19 protein-coding genes and 1 pseudogene are annotated in these 15520 nt (G+C 62.2%); 2 read left to right on the top strand and 18 right to left on the bottom strand.

The annotated features are described in order from the left end of the window. Nucleotides 1-259, bottom strand: a pseudogene (locus tag A3728_RS04015) (cobalamin biosynthesis protein CobQ); the annotation flags it as partial. A 65-nt stretch (nucleotides 260-324) separates the two neighbouring features. Here A3728_RS04015 and A3728_RS04020 point away from each other — a divergent pair. After that, complete coding sequence (locus A3728_RS04020; protein WP_067920485.1) at nucleotides 325-1794, top strand: cobyric acid synthase; 1470 nt, start codon at nucleotides 325-327, stop codon at nucleotides 1792-1794. 119 nt (nucleotides 1795-1913) lie between these two features. On the opposite strand, the gene A3728_RS04025 is transcribed toward A3728_RS04020, so the two are convergent. From A3728_RS04025 to A3728_RS04035, 3 genes are all read right to left on the bottom strand, one after another. Next, the gene (locus A3728_RS04025) at nucleotides 1914-2963 is read right to left on the bottom strand and encodes a hypothetical protein (RefSeq protein WP_067920487.1); all 1050 of its coding nucleotides are present in this window, start codon (nucleotides 2961-2963) and stop codon (nucleotides 1914-1916) included. 75 nt (nucleotides 2964-3038) lie between these two features. Then, nucleotides 3039-4469 carry a TolC family outer membrane protein gene (locus A3728_RS04030; protein ID WP_067920488.1) on the bottom strand — a complete coding sequence of 477 codons (1431 nt, stop codon included), beginning with the start codon at nucleotides 4467-4469 and terminating at the stop codon, nucleotides 3039-3041. Between the two features lie 58 nt (nucleotides 4470-4527). Beyond that, nucleotides 4528-5181 carry a protein-L-isoaspartate O-methyltransferase family protein gene (locus A3728_RS04035; RefSeq protein ID WP_067920490.1) on the bottom strand — a complete coding sequence of 218 codons (654 nt, stop codon included), beginning with the start codon at nucleotides 5179-5181 and terminating at the stop codon, nucleotides 4528-4530. Nucleotides 5182-5779: 598 nt separating this feature from the next. Here A3728_RS04035 and A3728_RS04040 point away from each other — a divergent pair. Beyond that, nucleotides 5780-6130 carry a hypothetical protein gene (locus tag A3728_RS04040; protein ID WP_067920492.1) on the top strand — a complete coding sequence of 117 codons (351 nt, stop codon included), beginning with the start codon at nucleotides 5780-5782 and terminating at the stop codon, nucleotides 6128-6130. 181 nt (nucleotides 6131-6311) lie between these two features. Here A3728_RS04040 and A3728_RS04045 read toward each other — a convergent pair whose 3' ends face one another. The 14 genes from A3728_RS04045 to A3728_RS22630 form a co-directional block, all read right to left on the bottom strand. Continuing rightward, nucleotides 6312-6515, bottom strand: a complete 204-nt coding sequence (locus A3728_RS04045) for a hypothetical protein (protein WP_067920493.1) — start codon at nucleotides 6513-6515, stop codon at nucleotides 6312-6314. A 3-nt stretch (nucleotides 6516-6518) separates the two neighbouring features. Then, nucleotides 6519-6884, bottom strand: coding sequence for a hypothetical protein (locus A3728_RS04050; RefSeq protein WP_150120634.1), 366 nt, complete (start codon nucleotides 6882-6884; stop codon nucleotides 6519-6521). Next, on the bottom strand, nucleotides 6868-7350 hold the full coding sequence (locus A3728_RS04055) for a hypothetical protein (RefSeq protein WP_150120635.1): 483 nt from the start codon (nucleotides 7348-7350) through the stop codon (nucleotides 6868-6870). The genes A3728_RS04050 and A3728_RS04055 overlap by 17 nt, the downstream gene beginning before the upstream one ends. Then, entirely contained in the window at nucleotides 7343-7540 is a 198-nt protein-coding gene (locus tag A3728_RS23640; protein WP_161487236.1) for a hypothetical protein, read from the bottom strand. Before A3728_RS23640 ends, A3728_RS04055 begins: the two co-directional genes overlap by 8 nt. After that, complete coding sequence (locus tag A3728_RS04060) at nucleotides 7479-7667, bottom strand: hypothetical protein (RefSeq protein WP_067920499.1); 189 nt, start codon at nucleotides 7665-7667, stop codon at nucleotides 7479-7481. The genes A3728_RS23640 and A3728_RS04060 overlap by 62 nt, the downstream gene beginning before the upstream one ends. Continuing rightward, nucleotides 7664-8008, bottom strand: coding sequence for a DUF6527 family protein (locus A3728_RS04065; protein WP_067920501.1), 345 nt, complete (start codon nucleotides 8006-8008; stop codon nucleotides 7664-7666). Before A3728_RS04065 ends, A3728_RS04060 begins: the two co-directional genes overlap by 4 nt. Beyond that, nucleotides 8005-8214 carry a hypothetical protein gene (locus A3728_RS04070; RefSeq protein ID WP_067920502.1) on the bottom strand — a complete coding sequence of 70 codons (210 nt, stop codon included), beginning with the start codon at nucleotides 8212-8214 and terminating at the stop codon, nucleotides 8005-8007. The genes A3728_RS04065 and A3728_RS04070 overlap by 4 nt, the downstream gene beginning before the upstream one ends. A gap of 94 nt (nucleotides 8215-8308) precedes the next feature. Continuing rightward, nucleotides 8309-8998 carry a glycoside hydrolase family 108 protein gene (locus A3728_RS04075; protein ID WP_067951597.1) on the bottom strand — a complete coding sequence of 230 codons (690 nt, stop codon included), beginning with the start codon at nucleotides 8996-8998 and terminating at the stop codon, nucleotides 8309-8311. Nucleotides 8999-9123: 125 nt separating this feature from the next. Beyond that, nucleotides 9124-9879 carry a hypothetical protein gene (locus A3728_RS04080; protein ID WP_067920506.1) on the bottom strand — a complete coding sequence of 252 codons (756 nt, stop codon included), beginning with the start codon at nucleotides 9877-9879 and terminating at the stop codon, nucleotides 9124-9126. Beyond that, the gene (locus A3728_RS04085; protein WP_067920508.1) at nucleotides 9876-11966 is read right to left on the bottom strand and encodes a hypothetical protein; all 2091 of its coding nucleotides are present in this window, start codon (nucleotides 11964-11966) and stop codon (nucleotides 9876-9878) included. The genes A3728_RS04080 and A3728_RS04085 overlap by 4 nt, the downstream gene beginning before the upstream one ends. A gap of 13 nt (nucleotides 11967-11979) precedes the next feature. Beyond that, a complete protein-coding gene (locus A3728_RS04090; protein WP_067920510.1) occupies nucleotides 11980-14139 on the bottom strand; it encodes a phage tail protein in 2160 nt (719 codons plus the stop codon). Next, nucleotides 14118-14531: a DUF6950 family protein gene (locus tag A3728_RS04095; RefSeq protein WP_443069089.1), complete on the bottom strand. Its 414-nt coding sequence runs from the start codon at nucleotides 14529-14531 to the stop codon at nucleotides 14118-14120. The genes A3728_RS04090 and A3728_RS04095 overlap by 22 nt, the downstream gene beginning before the upstream one ends. Continuing rightward, nucleotides 14519-15100, bottom strand: coding sequence for a hypothetical protein (locus A3728_RS04100; protein WP_067920514.1), 582 nt, complete (start codon nucleotides 15098-15100; stop codon nucleotides 14519-14521). The genes A3728_RS04095 and A3728_RS04100 overlap by 13 nt, the downstream gene beginning before the upstream one ends. After that, nucleotides 15091-15477, bottom strand: a complete 387-nt coding sequence (locus A3728_RS22630) for a hypothetical protein (RefSeq protein WP_150120636.1) — start codon at nucleotides 15475-15477, stop codon at nucleotides 15091-15093. The genes A3728_RS04100 and A3728_RS22630 overlap by 10 nt, the downstream gene beginning before the upstream one ends. Nucleotides 15478-15520: the final 43 nt, after the last annotated feature.

Consider the following 15520-nt stretch of genomic DNA (forward strand, 5'->3'; position numbering starts at 1 on the left):
AAAGCGCCAGCGCCAGCAGCCCGCCCCAGACGAAGAACGAATTGTCGATCGCGAAGACGGTCTGCCAGGTCTCCGAAAAGTAAAGCTCGCCGAAAACTTCGCGCGCGGGGATCCCGAAGAGGTAAAGCGCCCCACCGGCCAGCACGTAAAGCGACAGGTCCGGCAGCAGGCTGCCCGCCAGTGCCGCCCATATGAGCCGCCGGTCGCCGCCCCGACCGAACACGGCGGCCCCGAGCAGAAGATGTGCCGGTGTATTCATCCATTGCCTCTTTTCCCAGCGGGGGATTTGCGCCAGTCTGGCGCCGTTTTCCGAAGGGCCAGCAGATGACAAAAGCGATCATGATACAAGGCACCGGCAGCAATGTCGGCAAGTCGATGGTCGTCGCGGGCATCCTGCGCGCGCTGGCACGGCGCGGCATGCGGGTGCGGCCCTTCAAGCCGCAGAACATGTCCAACAATGCCGCCGTCACCGAAGACGGGGGTGAAATCGGGCGCGCACAGGCGCTGCAGGCCCGCGCGGCGGGCGTGCCGCCGCATACGGACATGAACCCCATTCTGCTCAAACCGCAGACGGCCACGGGCGCGCAGATCGTCGTGCAGGGGCGCGTCGCTGGCCATCAGGAGGCCGCGGCCTTCGGGCGCGACAAGGCCACGCTTTTGCCCCGTGTGCTCCAATCCTTCGAGCGGCTGGCGCGGGATTGTGAGTTGATCGTCGTCGAAGGCGCGGGCAGCCCGGCGGAGACGAACCTGCGGGCCGGTGACATCGCCAACATGGGCTTCGCCACCGCCGCGGGGGTGCCGGTGATCCTCATGGGGGATATCGACCGGGGCGGCGTCATCGCGCAGATCGTGGGCACCCAGGCCGTGCTGGAGGAGGCCGACAGAGCCATGGTGCGCGGCTTCGGCGTCAACAAGTTTCGCGGTGATCGCAGCCTGTTCGACGCGGGCCGCGAAGATATCGTCGCACGCACCGGCTGGCCCTGCCTCGGCGTGCTGCCGTGGTTCGATCTGGCGCACAGGCTGCCTGCCGAAGACGTGATGGACCTGCCCGCGCGCAGCCGTTCGGGCGGGTCGGGATGCGTCATCGCAGTGCCCCGCCTGCCCCGCATCGCCAATTTCGACGATCTCGACCCGCTGGCCGCCGAACCGGGGGTGGACTTGCGCCTGATCGTTCCGGGCGCGCCCATCCCCGCCGATGCCGACCTTGTGCTGCTGGTGGGCAGCAAATCCACCATCTCGGACCTTGCCGCCCTGCGCGCCGAAGGCTGGGACGTGGACATCGCCGCCCATGTGCGGCGGGGCGGGCATGTGCTGGGCCTCTGCGGCGGTTTCCAGATGCTGGGGCGCAGCATCGCGGACCCCGACGGCGTCGAAGGCCCCGCCGTCAGCGTTCCCGGCCTCGGCCTGCTGGAGGTGGAAACAACCATGGCACCGCTGAAGCGGCTGTCACAGAAACAGGGGGAGCATCCCGAAAGCGGCACGCTGCTGACGGGGTACGAGATCCACATGGGCGAAACCACCGGCCCCGACTGTGACCGCGCCTGGCTCACCTTCGCGGGGGAGCGGGAGGGCGCGGCCAACGCGACGGGCCGGGTCGCGGGGTGCTACATGCACGGGATCTTCGCGTCGGACGCCTTTCGCAACGCCTATCTGGCCCGGTTTGGGGCCGAGGCGCTGATGGACTACGAAAGCGGCGTGGACGAAACGCTGGATACGCTCGCCAACCACATCGAGACCTATTTCGATCTCGATACCCTGCTGGAGCTGGCCGAGCCTGTCGGCCCGCCTGCGTAACGCGGGCGGCACCGTCGGAATTGAGTATTTATGAAAGGGTGAAAGCAGGCACCGGGTCGGCCCCCGATCACGGTCCCGGGGTGCCGGGGTGCCGGGGCCGCGAATGGCCCCGGTGCCGTCTATTCCAGTTCCTGCGCCGTCAGGGCGCGGTGGATTTCCCGGCGCACCAGCTTGCGCACGTTGCGGGTGATCCGCTCCCCCAGCGCCCCCTGAAGCTCCGCCCGGACGATTTCGGCCACGAGGTCGCGCAGGGCTTCTTCATCCAGCACCTGATCGTCACCGTCAAAGGCATCCGAGGTTTCCTGCGGCGGCTCCTGCGGGCGCTCGGCGGGGGCCTCCTGCTGCGCAGAGGGCCGCGCGAAGGGAGAGGGCGAACCGCTTTCCATCGAGGCGCCGCTGCGCGCCTCTGTGCGGGGCCTGCGCGCGGGCGCTTCCTCGTCGTCTTCCCAGGCCATGGCGGGGGCGGGCGTACCAGCGTAGTCGCCGGAACCTGCGGCTTCCGGCTCCCAGTCCTCGCGGCTGTTGCCGATCGCCGTTTCCAGCGCGGCGATCTTCTCGCTCAGGGTGCCGGGGCGCAGCGGGGCATTGCCGTCAGGCGTGGGCCGCGCAGTCGCGAACCGGTGGGAGAACATCACATCGGGCGCAGGCTCGTCTTCTTCCTCGGCGGCGGGTTCGGCGGGCGCGTTCCGCACCTGCTGCGACGGCTCCGCAACCTCGGCCTCGTCCTCCAACTCCTCCTCGTCGTCGATGAAGGGATAGAGCGTGTCCTGTGTGCGGGCGCGGGCGATGTTCATCTCCCGCTCCGTCGGAGCAGGCTGGGCCACGGGGGCCTCGCGCTCTTCGGCGGGGTCGAGATCGTGAAAGGCGTTTTCCTCGAAAGGGGCTTCACCCGGGGAATCGTCCTGCGCGCCGTCGTCGTTCCAGTCGTCGATCTGGCCCTCGGCCTCGTACTGGGATGCGGGGGGCGGTGCAGGCTCCGACGCCTGCGGCTCAGGTTCGGTCGCGGACGGGGCCTGTTCCGCCACACGCAGGGCGGGTGTCAGGACCAGCTTGTCATTGGCCTGCGGCGCCGCACGCGGGGCCTGCAGGGGACGCTTGTCTTCGGATACCAGCCTGCGGATGGACGACAGGACATCCTCGACCTCGGCATTCGTGACGGGTTCGGACATATCGCTTTTCCACTCTTTCCTCGCCGCCGACCTTAGCGCCTTGGCGGGATTCCCACAATGGGGCGGATCAATTTGTCAGTCTTTCTGGAGCGCGCGCAACACCCGGTCCAGCTTCTGTCCCTGGGCGGAGCGCGGCACCGGCCCATCCTTGACGAGGTTATAATAGGCCGCCGGGTCGTAGATCTGGACCGGCAGCTTCAGGTCCACCGCGGTCAGCCGCCCCGTGGCGGCCAGCACCGCATAGGCCGCGATATAGACGGCGGAGCGCGCAGAGACCTGGATGGAGCGCGCATCCAGCAGTGCCTGTTCGGCGTCCAGCACATCCAGCGTGGTGCGCGCGCCCAGCGTCGCCTCCTCCCTCACGCCGCGAAAGGCAATCTCCGCCGCGCTTATCTGCCGGTCGGAGGCTTCGAGCTGCGCGCGGGCGGCGGCGTAATCGGCATAGGCATTGCCCACCGATTGCTGCACGTTTTCACGCACCACATGCAGGTTGGCACGCTGCGCATCCCGCTGCGCCATGTTGCGCCGCACGGTCGAAGACAGCGCACCGCCCTGATAGAGCGTCTGCCCCACCGAAAGCCCGATGCTGCCCGTCGCATTGCCGGAACTGGAATTCAGCGTCTCTGACAGCCCGTAGCGCGCATTCGCGCTGACGCGGGGCTTCATCGCGGCACGGCTTGCATCCACCAGCAGGTCCGCCGCGGCGACCTGATGCTGGGCGGCGCGCAGATCCGGGTGGCGACGTACCGCAAGGGCCTTCGCGGTGTCGATATCGCGGTCGATCTGCGGCAGGCTGGGCGGCGGAGCGAGCCGCGATGGCTTGCTGCCCACGACGGCGCGGTATTCCTCTATCGCGCGCAGCAGGTCCCCTTCGGCGGCGGCCAAACGGCTGCGGGCCAGCGCCAGCTGCGATTCCGCGAGCGACACGTCCGTCCGCGTGACCTCGCCCACCTCGAACCGGTCTCGGGCGGCGCGCAGCTCCTGCGTCAGCACCCGCTGGTTGTTGTTCTGAAGCGCCACGAAGTCCTGCGCCTCGATCACCCGCATATAGGCCGCCACCGCGCGCAGCAGCACATTCTGTTCGATGCCCAGAAGCGCATCGCGGGTGGCCAGCACCGTTTCCTTCGCCGCCTCGACCCGGAACTGGCTGGCGCCGAAATCATAAAGCAACAGGTCCGCCACCAGCGCGACGGAAGCGGTCAGCGTATCGACGGAACTGCGCACCACGGCAAGGCCCGTGTCATTCGTCGTGCGCCCGAAACCCTGCGCGATATCCGCCGTCCAGCGCACGATGGGCTTCAGCGCCGCCGCCGCCTGTGCCACGTCTTCGTCCGCGGCGCGCAGCAACGCGCGGTTCTGATCCAGCAGGCCGGAGGTGTTATAGGCCCCCACCAGCGCATCGGCGAGCGTATCGGCCCGCACCGCGGCAGGTACGACGGAGAGCATGCAAACACTGGCCAGAATGGCCGATCGGCGGAAACGGCCGGTCAAAATCCATGCAATCATTTTCATTCTCCTCGGTAAGTCCGCCCAGCGAACTGTCAAACCGTCGTGAAGAAATCGTTCACAATTGGAAAACGGCCTGCTTTTCGAACCCTTCAAGCACGGGTGCGCCGGCATTGAAAGCCTTGCGCCAGTTGACGTGGCCGTCGCGCTTGTAGCCGATACGCACCTCGCCCAGATTGCCTTCGACGAAGAGACAGGCGATCCGCCCCCCTTCCTTGAGCTGATCAGTCAGCGCGCCGGGCACCTGCTGCACCCCGCCCTGCACCAGTACCACATCATAGGGCCCATGCTGCGGCGCGCCCTCGGCAAGCGGGCCTTCGTGGACGATCACCGTATCGACGCCCGCGCCGGTCAGCGCCTCCTGCGCCTCATGGGCCATGGCCTCATCGGATTCCACGGCCACCACGGCGGCCGCCATATGGGCGATCACGGCAGAGGAATATCCCATGGCGCAGCCCACATCGAGCACCAGATCGGCGTTGGAAATCGCCAGCGCGTCCAGCATCTTGGCCAGCGTGCGCGGCTCCAGCAGGACCCGCCCGCCCCCCAGTTCGAGGTTCTCGCCCACATAGGCAGCCTCCCGCTGCGCCGCGGGCACGAAGTCTTCGCGGGGGACGGAAAGCATGGCGTCGATGATGGGAAACTTGGTGACGTCCGACGGTCTCACCTGCGTGTCCACCATCATCGTCCTGCGGGCTGCGTAATCGCTCATCGGCACATCTCATCGGTCGGGATTCTTCGTATTCGGGTGTGCCACATCCCGCGCGGCCCGGCAACGGCTGACCTTGAGGCCCTTCGCACCGCTATGCGCTTGCAGGCGCAATCGGGATCGGTTAGCAGTGCAGCAGCATCCGGAACGGCGAGTTGGCGGAGTGGTTACGCAGCGGATTGCAAATTCGGCGCTCCACATTGAAATCGCTACCAGTTTTGTGTGGCAGACCCCCCTGACAAACGGTGAACAAATCAGGAAAGTGTGGCAGGCACTTACCGATCGACAGGAAACCGCAATTTCGGTGCCTAAATAGCAAAAACCGTTTGTTATCAGTGGCCTATAGTGATCGACAACTTGCGGGCCTTGATGCCCTGTCCACCCAACACCGGAGACCGATATGCTCTGCGAGATATGTGGCCCTGAGAACGAATGTACGTGCGGGGCATGTCAGTGCAAATGGTGCCGCAGTCGGCGTGGTGACTACGTTTCTCCGCTCGAAGACCGCCAGATGGATGCGCACGTTCGCGCGGTGGCATTAGCCGACTTTCAGGATAGAATTTCTACACGATGGAACCCACCCACGGTGAAAGGAAAAAACATGGCTGTAATATCCGATTGGATTGAGAACATCGCGGGCGATGAGACGATCGAGGCTGTCGTGATTGGCCCGCATTACCGAGACAGGTTCAACAGCGACAAAGACGAAAATTTCAATGCCGCACCACTGAACAAAGTTATCTCATGGGAGGTCGCCAAGCCTTTTCTATCATACGAGTACGTCAACGGATATGGCGGTGCTGACTGTCACCCTGTCTTTGTATGGACCGCAACCAAGATAATTACGATAACTGAATACGACGGCTTGACCGGTCCCACTTGGCTTCCTCGCAATCCCATAGATATTGAGCCGGGGTTTGATGGCGTTGAAGCCGCACCATGGAACGCCTGATCTGCCGCATTCTTGGCCACATATGGGACGGGGCTGAGTATCGCGGGCCGTGGGCAACTATCTATCGCTGCAAACGATGCGCGGCTGAAAAGAACCCGCCCAACTGAACCGGAGCCGCCCCAGAAACGCAAAAACCCCCACGACATAATCGCGAGGGGCTTCTTGATTCAGAAGCGGGAAGCTACGCTTCTGCTTGCGGCATACACCCCACGGCGATGCCGATAAGCGGGGCTTGTCTTTCTGCTAGATCACTTTGGATCGCGCGAACAACTTGTGAGACCATGATGCCGCATTCAGCAGGGCCGAGCGCTTCCAGTACCCTGTTTTCACAAACCGTTCCAACGCCTTCGACGTAGGCGCAGAACGACGCAACGAGCATAAACATTGGCTATCCTTTCGTTTCAGGTGGTGTGTTTCTGTAAGGGGTCGGCATCCCGTCAGATCTGCTGACGATGGCAGAGATACGGATGATGTCGCGCTCCATGCGCTGCGCGCTTTCGGCAGAGCGCTCCATGTTGTCGGCCATGCGCTCGACCTGCTCTGCCAGCCGGTTCAGTCGGTTGCGCTCATTATCACCCCACTGGCAGGTGACGGGCGTGACAACCTCGGCAATCCGCTTTTCCGTGGCGCGCCCGCCGTGCATCCAGACCGAGAACGCAATGAGCGCGGTCGCCAGAATGAGAATGAGGCCGGTCAAACCGATCAGTTCGAATACTGCGCCAAACGCTGAAATTGCATCAGGTATCCAGTCCACGAAGCCGTTCCCAAATCAGTACAAGAGACACTGCGAAACGGTCGAGGTTCGCGACGAACAAGCAGGCGTAGAAGACGGAAATGGTCGCGTAACTATAGACGCCTGTGCTTGATGGTTGGACCTGCATGATTGAATAGACAAGGTTCGCGTAGAAGATGACGGCCCCGACGCACGTGGTCCCGCGCACGATAGGCGTCCACATCATTCCCGCCCCGTTGATCTTCACCGCAATGGCGTAGAGAACGCCGGAGGCCATGCCGAGAAGGCCAAGCACGCGCCATGCGGGGCCAAACCCCCAGCCTTCTACGCTGGCCCGCAGATAGGCGAACGCCGCCGACGAAATGGCGCTGTCAGATCCCCATACCAGCAACCATAGCCCCCAGCCGAACACCGCCGCCGCCGCGAAGTATTCTATCGTAGCCAGCCGCACGAAATGCGGATCGGGTGAGCGCGTCACGTCAGGCACACCCTGCATCATGGCCCAGCACGACAGCCGTTCCCGCCTGCCCCACGCTATCGGGCGTGTCAGGATGCGGGAGGGCTTCTGCCAGCCGGTCAACGGCCCCGGTGAAGTCGGGGCCACAGAACGCGGCGTCACTCCCGCGCACGCAGCCGGTCGCGCCAAGCAGTATCAGCATCGCTATCGCGTATCGCATCGCCTATGGTCCTTTCGCTGTTCTGTCGGTTGATTTCGTCGCGCAGGTGGTCGTCGCGGTCCAATAGCCAGTAGGCCCCGAGGGTGAGCGCCAGCAGCGCCAACACCGTGATGACAATGCGGGTCATGTCTTGCCGCCCCAGTCTGGCAACTCAACGTTCTGCCCAGCCAGCGCGTGGGTGCAATCGTTCAGAAACTGAATGCGCCCATCGGTGACAAATGAGTGGCAAACCAACGGTGCGGGCGTGATTTTCTCACCTGCCATAATCCGCGCGTGCTGTTCGTCGGAGATAGGCACTGTGCCATTTACCAAGACGGAAGGCGAGAATGTTGGGTTGTCCCCGTCGCCATTGAAGGTCCATCCGCGTGAACCGTCCACGGTCACATGGTGCACCTGATTGCAGCCGGGGCATTTGAATGCCACCTTGCCACCTTCAAGCCGCCGCAGCTTCGATCCAAGCGCGCTCATGCGCCCAGCTTCCGGCGGATGCCGATGAGGCCGAGGCCAGTTGTCACCAGCATGGCAGGCGACGTGTCCGTGCCGATCATGTTGATCAGGGCGTCAGGCCCCCAGCCCAGCGGGTTTGCCTCATGAATGCCCAGCAGGACGCCGCAGGCGATGGAGATAAGTCCCGCCCAGAAGGTCAGGCTTCGTGGCTTGATGTACTCACGCATGGCAATCCTTTCAGCGCAGTAGCGCGATGATGGCCGCCGCTCCAAGGACGACGATCAGGTGAATGATGAAGGTGACAAGATACGGGTCCATACGTCACCGCCCGAACAGCGCACGCAGCGCCGAGATGATGCCCGCCCAGAAACTGGATGGACCGTTCGCCCGTGCGCCGGAACCGTCCTTGAGGATCTTCGGGGCTGGGATGAGCTGAGCCTTGTTCGCAAGCATCGTGGCCCGGTCGATCACGCCATGGTCGCCTTCCTGAACGCCTTCCCACCGGCCCATGACGCGGCGGGTCCAGCCCTTCCCGAAGGTCTTCCACAAGAGCGCGTTCGTCCTGCGGTGCCGGATGCGCTTCATGAACGCGATCCGGTCGCGGCACAGACGCTCTATGACCTCGCCAGCGGGCATTGCTTCTACCGCCGCCAAGGTCTCCATGCCGATGATACCATCCTGCCGAACGCCAACGATGCGTTGCAGGTATTCAGACGCCCGCTTGACGCCCGAGTTAACCGCGAAGTCGTACACCGCATAATCAACGCCGGAAGGCAGGCGGTCGCCTAACACCTTGTCCCAAAACTGCGTCTTATAGATTGTGTCGCGCTCGGTCGGGGTGATGTACCTGACACTGCGCCGGGCCAAGCCGATCAACTTGCGGTAGGCGTCATAGGTTCGCTGGATGATGCCCATGTTGGTGGCCCCGCCCGGGTCTTTGCGGTTGTTCACATACCCGCCTTCGTGAGCAAGCACCCAAGGCTGGACGATAGAGAAATTCTCGCGTGTCATTCGCTAACCCCATGATTTGTGAAGATTGCGGTCACGACGCCACCATGCGTAGGCGCAGATCGTCATGTCCCAGCCCGTCAGCCAGCGGCAGAGGCGGCGGCTGACGGCTTCGCAGAGGGGGAGCATTAGATCACCAATGAGAACTGGCCCATCAGCGCCTTCATTTCAGAATACGCATCATCAAGCTGTATTGGGTTAAGGGCTTTCGATGCAAAAAGCGCTGCGGCAATTTTGGATGCGCCGTCAAACCCAGACCCTACGTTTGGCTGGCCGATCCGCACACTTTGGGGAAGCAGGATGTTGTGTCCCGACCCGGTGACGGCGGTCTGCGCTGTTGCGATGTCGTTTCGTTGGCGGTAAACCATGCCGCCAGATGGCGAAAAGGTCGCTGCTCGAAACTCGAATACAGAATTCGACCGCGCAAGACCGCCATTCAAGTCAACCTGCGGCCCGCCTTGAAAGTTGTAGGATGTAAGTGGTTTTGCGGCATCTGAGGATTGCCCTAACGCAATCCCCCTTTTCCCGTCTGCTGGGAATGAAAACGTGCCAGCTTCGATATTGCTCACGCCACTTACCGCCGCAGAAACTGTGATGATCGTACAGCCGCTCAGGCCAAATAGATCATCATCAGTGAATGGAGCCTCCATAAAGTTTGATCCGTTCGCCACCATATGGTCAACATCATACGCGCCGCCCGTAGCCGTCAGGCTCCGACCGTTGCCAGAAAGGTCATCCACGCTAGAGCCACCAAAGGCATCTGACGCATGATAGTCTGTGCCGAGAAGGTATCCTGCGTAGAGTGCCCCACCTAACCGTGGCAAAGGCGTATATTTACCAAGCTGGCCGCCGGTGCCGCCGATGTTGATCTTCAAAATGGTCATAGAATTGTCTCCTCGCAGGCAACAAGCCAGTTATGGAGCGGATACGCCGCCCCGGCAGGGTCAAAGATTTCATGGTCGCCTTCGCTGTCGCGGACGCAGCCTTGCAGTTTTCCCAAATTGCTCCCGTCTGTCACACCGATCCATCCATATCGGAAAGTGGCGGGCGTTCCGCTTGCGACCTCGATTACGAGCGTATCGCCCCACGCTACTGTGATAGAATTGATTGTCAGTGCAGTGCCGCCGCTGTCCACAATTTGCACACCGCTATCCTGCACGTCAGGGAAGGCAGCGTTGTCGATTACCAGCGGCGTCCGGCTTTGGATGTCCATCTTAACCATCACGAAATTGCCTTGCTTCCATGCAGACAAGGGAGCGACGGGTCGCGGCTTAATCCCATCCACTAGCCATCGTTTCATGGCGCGGCCAAGGTAAGCACCCTTCAATAGCTGCCCATAGGCGCTATAGTGAATGTTGGACAGGCTCACATAGGGGATATGGTATGACGGGCCGACCAGACAGAAATAGTCCTGTTCCTGAGCAAGTTGCAGTTGTGCAAGCGCGATGGCAGGCACCACAGAGCCATCCACGGGCGCGGGCGTAGGGCCGGGAACAATCGTATTCATTTGATTGATAAACACCGGCAAGGGGCGCGCGAGGCCGTAGGTTTGCGCCTGTGCCTCCAAATCGCTTCGGAGTGTGGTATTCAGGGTAACATAGGCGGCCTGAGTGGTGCCGTTGTTTTGGTTGCTTTCACCAATATCAAGAAGCAACGCAGCTACACTAAAAGGTTGTCCCGCAGTGTTGGCAACACTTGACCCAAGGTTCATAGATTGTGCCATATCGTTAAAAGCAGTAGTGCCAGAGGCAATCCCAGCCTCAATGGTTGCCCCCGGTGCAGAGTGGTTAGCAAAAAACATTGCCGCTTCATCGGCTGAGAGGTCAACGCCCTCTTCATCCAGCATGAATTGCGAGAATGCCTTTGCGGCACCGGACGCTGATGTTTCCCCAATGGTGCCGTTAGCGAATTCGCTTAGTGCTGTAAAAGCGCCTCGAATTGGGGTCGTCCGCGCATCATTTGGCCGAACACCGCCGATAAACATCTTAGCCCAATCGCTGCCAAATGTGGAAATTACGGGGGTTGCGTCGTTGCCGTGGGAGTTGGACTGCCCCATGCAAGCAGCCATCGCCACGCCGGATAAAAGCTGAATGCTATCCCAAATGCTGTCACGCGGCTCGAAAACACGGGACGTGCGGACGCTGGACGCCTTACTCCCCGCTGCATCCGCACCGCTCCCGCTGATTGACGGGTGCCGAATATGGTCCGCATCAATCTCACAGATAAGATTTCCGTCCCCATCTACGATAGCGAAGGAGCTTCGACCAGAAGCGTCATTTGAGATCGGCACAACTTTGGCCGCGCTCTCCTCAATCGACTTTTCCATTTGGTGAATTAGAGGGTGATCAATGCGCGAAGCGTCAACTCGGGCAACTTCATTTCCATCGTCATCTGTCAGAACAAATTCTGCGCGCGGGTGCGGTATTTGCTCATAAGCGTCAATCTGCTCCTTGTTCGCCTTACGAGCCACCTCGGCCTGCAACGCCCCCTGATCCTCAGAAACCACCCAGGCAATCGCATCGGTGCCAAGCGTCGAGACTTCGGAGCCTGTGTAGAACGTCTTACCCGCTCCCGCCGTGCCACCTGTGACGTAAACCGCAGCGCCCTGCACCTCGCCCGCCGCGTCCATATCAGCAGCCCGCGACCACGCACCGGACGCCGAGACATAGATGCCGTTTTCCGCCGCCGTGCTTTGGTTCTTCACCAGTACCCGGCTTGCGCTTGTGGCCACGCCGTCGATTGTTTGCTCGCCCGATAGCGTGATGTTCGCCGTGGTGGCGCAGGCGGCAGCCTCTTTACGGGTGACGCCGGAGATAGCCGTTCCCTCAACTGCGGACACCCTGCCATCAACACCCACGATGTCATCGAAAAGGCTTTTGAGCGGCGCGTTGATGCCGTTTGCAAGGTCTTCAACTTTGGCGTTTTTTTCGTTCGTACCAGTGGTGCGTAAAAAAAAGTAAGGTGCTGGCATGTTTAATTATCCCCTAAACGGATGGGTTGGTTACTGCTGTGACGCTCGCGGTGAACGCTGATACGTTGGTGTAGTCGCCACGAGAGCGGGCGAAGTAGTAGCGGCGCTGGTTGTCAGCCAAGCCGGATTCCGTCACGTTCACGCGGCTATTCTGTGCGGTGTAGATTGGAGGGCCGAGAGCGGTCGCAGCGTTCACGTCGTCTGTGTCCGATCCGAAAATTTCCATGGCCCGAAATTCCGGGTCATTCGGCGCTGTGAAGCTGGCGGTGATTGAGTTGCTGCTGCCGGTCGCAGCGCCATCAACGGGGATATCCAGATTGATCGTGACCGCAGGGATGACGCCTGTGACCTCAACCCAATCGGACGCGCCGCCGCTGCTGATGGCCCGAACACGAATGTCATATGTCGCACCGGTCGTGACGTTGATGAAGCCGAAGACCTTGCCAGCCGCATCGCGCACGTCGCGGTCGATGAACCCCCCGGTCGTGTAGGCACCACCCCCGAGGCGGTATTCGTATTCGTAGGACAGTACGATGGAGGGCGACGGATCGAAGGCGAACCGGATGCGGGGGATGATCGGCCCGCCGGTCTCCATATTGACGCCATCGCCAACCGTGACCGCGATAGCCCCCGGGGGCTGCGTGGCCGCGCGAGTGCCGTCGTATGGTTCGTGATAGACTTCTTCCTCATCGACCTGCGGGTCGTATGCGTAGACCTCCGCCCCATGGCCCACCAATGCGGCTGGCATCCGCAGAGCCACGCCTTCGTTTTCCCCGAGGGGGTCAAGGCCGGGATGGATACCCTCAACCTCGTAGACCCCATCCAGCGCGTTGTAGGGCGCAGGCAGTGCGATGCTGACGGTAGACCCGCCGATAAGGTCGAACGCCTCTGGGGGTAGAGAACCGCCCGTGATCCGGCTTTGCCGCCGCAATCGCAGCCCCGCAATCTTCCTCACGCGCATGGCCTGCGTGGCGCTGCTGCAAAACGGCAGGTCCAAGGTCTTGACCGTCGGAACGCCGCCATCTTCAGTCAGCGCGTCGGGGATATTCCACGGCTGCAAATCTGCCGTCTCATATCCGCGTTCCGGGGCGAGGTAGGACACGCGCAACTGGTTGACCAACTCAGCGCCCGGCAGCATGTCGGGAAACTCGATTCCGTCGCCAAGAAGATAATCCAGCGTCAGGGCGGGCGCGCGGTACTCCCCCGGCGCATATCCCAGCGTGCCACCCACTCTGATGAAGTCAGCCGCCCCGCTGACCATCAGCGGGTTCAACTGGTCCTCAATCTCCCCATCATCGAAGCGAACGGTTCCGGCGGCGATGTACCTCGGCTCTGTCGTGCCATCCTTTTTCGCTACCTGCTCATCGCAGACGTTCGGGCCGTAAGCGTCGAAGGACTCGTGTAACTGGTCAGGCTGGTAGGACCGCACCGGGTGGTTCACCAAGGCGTCCCGCACGCAGAGGGCGTGGTTGTCGCTCCACGCCGTGGTTCCGGTGCGCGGGTCGAATACCAGCGAAAACTTCCCCTCGACCTCCACCAGAGGCGGAGAAGCGGGCCAGCGTTCTTGCCGTTTCCCCGGGTCGCCCGCCTTGATCTTCAGCCAAACGACGGTCAGTCCCGACCAAATGTCGGATGCCTTCCAACCGTCTTCATCGGTGCCCGCTGCATAGCCCGCTTCGGACAGGAATAGCGCCGGGGGGGCGGTATGATCGCCCCGGCTGATCCAAACGTTCAGATGGCCGTTGAAGGGATCATTTGTCGCCGTGGCCCCCGGCCCGGAGAGGTCGAAGGCATCGCCGCTCAGGATGACTTCGCGCTTATCCAGATGCAGGGTAAAGTTTGGCAGGGCCGAAGCCCGGGAATTGAGTATCCACGCGCCGTAAATGTACTCCCCCTTGACCGGCAGGCCCGCCGGGGTGCCCGTTGCGCGGGTCAGGCCATAGACAAAGCGGACGGCAGGCTCCGTGGTCTGTTGGGCCAATTCCCTCGCGGTATCCTGCGCCGTAGGCTTCTTGCCAAACACCGCAGTGAAGGCCGCGTTGATCAGGGCAGATACACCGAATTGCACGATGGAGCTGGCAATGGTCCCCGCCGCTGCACCGAAGCCGAGGGCTGTGGCGGCTGAAGTCAGGGCCGTCGTAGCAGACGCAATCAGCGCAGAGACGAAGGGCACGTCCAGCCTTTCAATATCGTCGCCGGGGCAATCGTCATTCCGCTCTCCGTCTTGATGGCGAATTCACCGGGTTGGATGCACAGGCCCAAGGCTGCGCCGAACGCGTCCGCGCTTTCGATCAGCGCTAGGTCGCCGGGGCCGGGGCTGTCCGTTCGGGGCAGGTCAAACGTGGCATCGCACCAGCCCGCGTATCCGCCAAACCGATTGAGAATGCGCGCCGCGCCCAGTGCCGTTTTGTAGGTGTGGCTGGCGGTCGCCAGAGAATCGACGCCGTGAAGTCGCGCGAAGGCCACACAGGCAACCGTGCAGTCTTTCCGTAGACCCCACGCGAATGGCTCTCGCATGGCGCTGAGACAGGCTGACAGCGCCTGCTGTGGTGTTACTCGGGCCACCGCTGGGGGTTGTACAGATGCTTGTTCGCGTTCTGGACGTGCCGCCCCGCCGTATCGGTCGGGTACTGGGCAATCTGCGCTTCGTAGCTATGTGTCACAGAGGCCGCCGACCGGGCGCTGGGGCCGGTGCCGAGGCCCAGAACCATGTCATGCATCTGGTCCTCTCCGTTGCGTGTGAGCGTGCCTGACCGGCTGTCGAAGTACCCATTGAACAACTGCACCGGCTCTTGCGCCAGCACGTTGCCCCCCGGCTCGGTCGTCACTCCGAACCAGACCGTCACCGTTCGGTTGCGGATGATCTTGCCCCGCTCTGCCAGCATCCCCTCGATAGTCGCCGCCACGCGAACGCTCGCCTCCGATGTGGCGATGCCGGTGCTTTCCTCAGGTGCCTGAAACTGCACCAGCTTGCCCGCGCCAAGCCACGATTGCCCATTCCACGCCAGCGTCCCCACACCCGTATGGATGCGCACTGTCTCCCCCGGCCAGTCGGCATAGGTGAGCAACACCGGATAGAAGTGCCCGGTCAGCGCCTTGATAAGCGCTACCGAGGCCCCGCGCTTCAGGACCATGGGTTAACTTCCATCCAGCCGTCAGGATATTCGTCTTCAAAGACCTCGCGAAAGTCCCATTGGAAACCGTAGTCCCCTGAAATCGGTTTGATGGCCCGGGGCACGTTGACGGCCTCAAAGACGATATTCTCCGCGTCACCTAACACCACATTGCCCGAAACCGTGAAGGCCTCCGGTTTGTCAGTGCGGACCAGTGCTGCGCCTGTCGCATCAGTCCGCGCGACTTTCAGGACATAAGCCGCCTCAGTCGTCGCCCCTGTGACGGTGACGCGCTCACCGGGCCGCGCCACAATCTGCGAAGGCGGTAGGCCAGTAACCGTAAGCCCATGCCAAACGCCATCTGTCGCAGGGGAGGCGTTGGCTCCATATTCGCCCATGCGCCACTCAACAGGCGTTCCGCCCTCAGTCCAAAGCAGATCC

The sequence above is a fragment of the Sulfitobacter sp. HI0040 genome (assembly GCF_001634885.1).
In the GTDB taxonomy this organism is placed as follows: Bacteria; Pseudomonadota; Alphaproteobacteria; order Rhodobacterales; family Rhodobacteraceae; genus Sulfitobacter.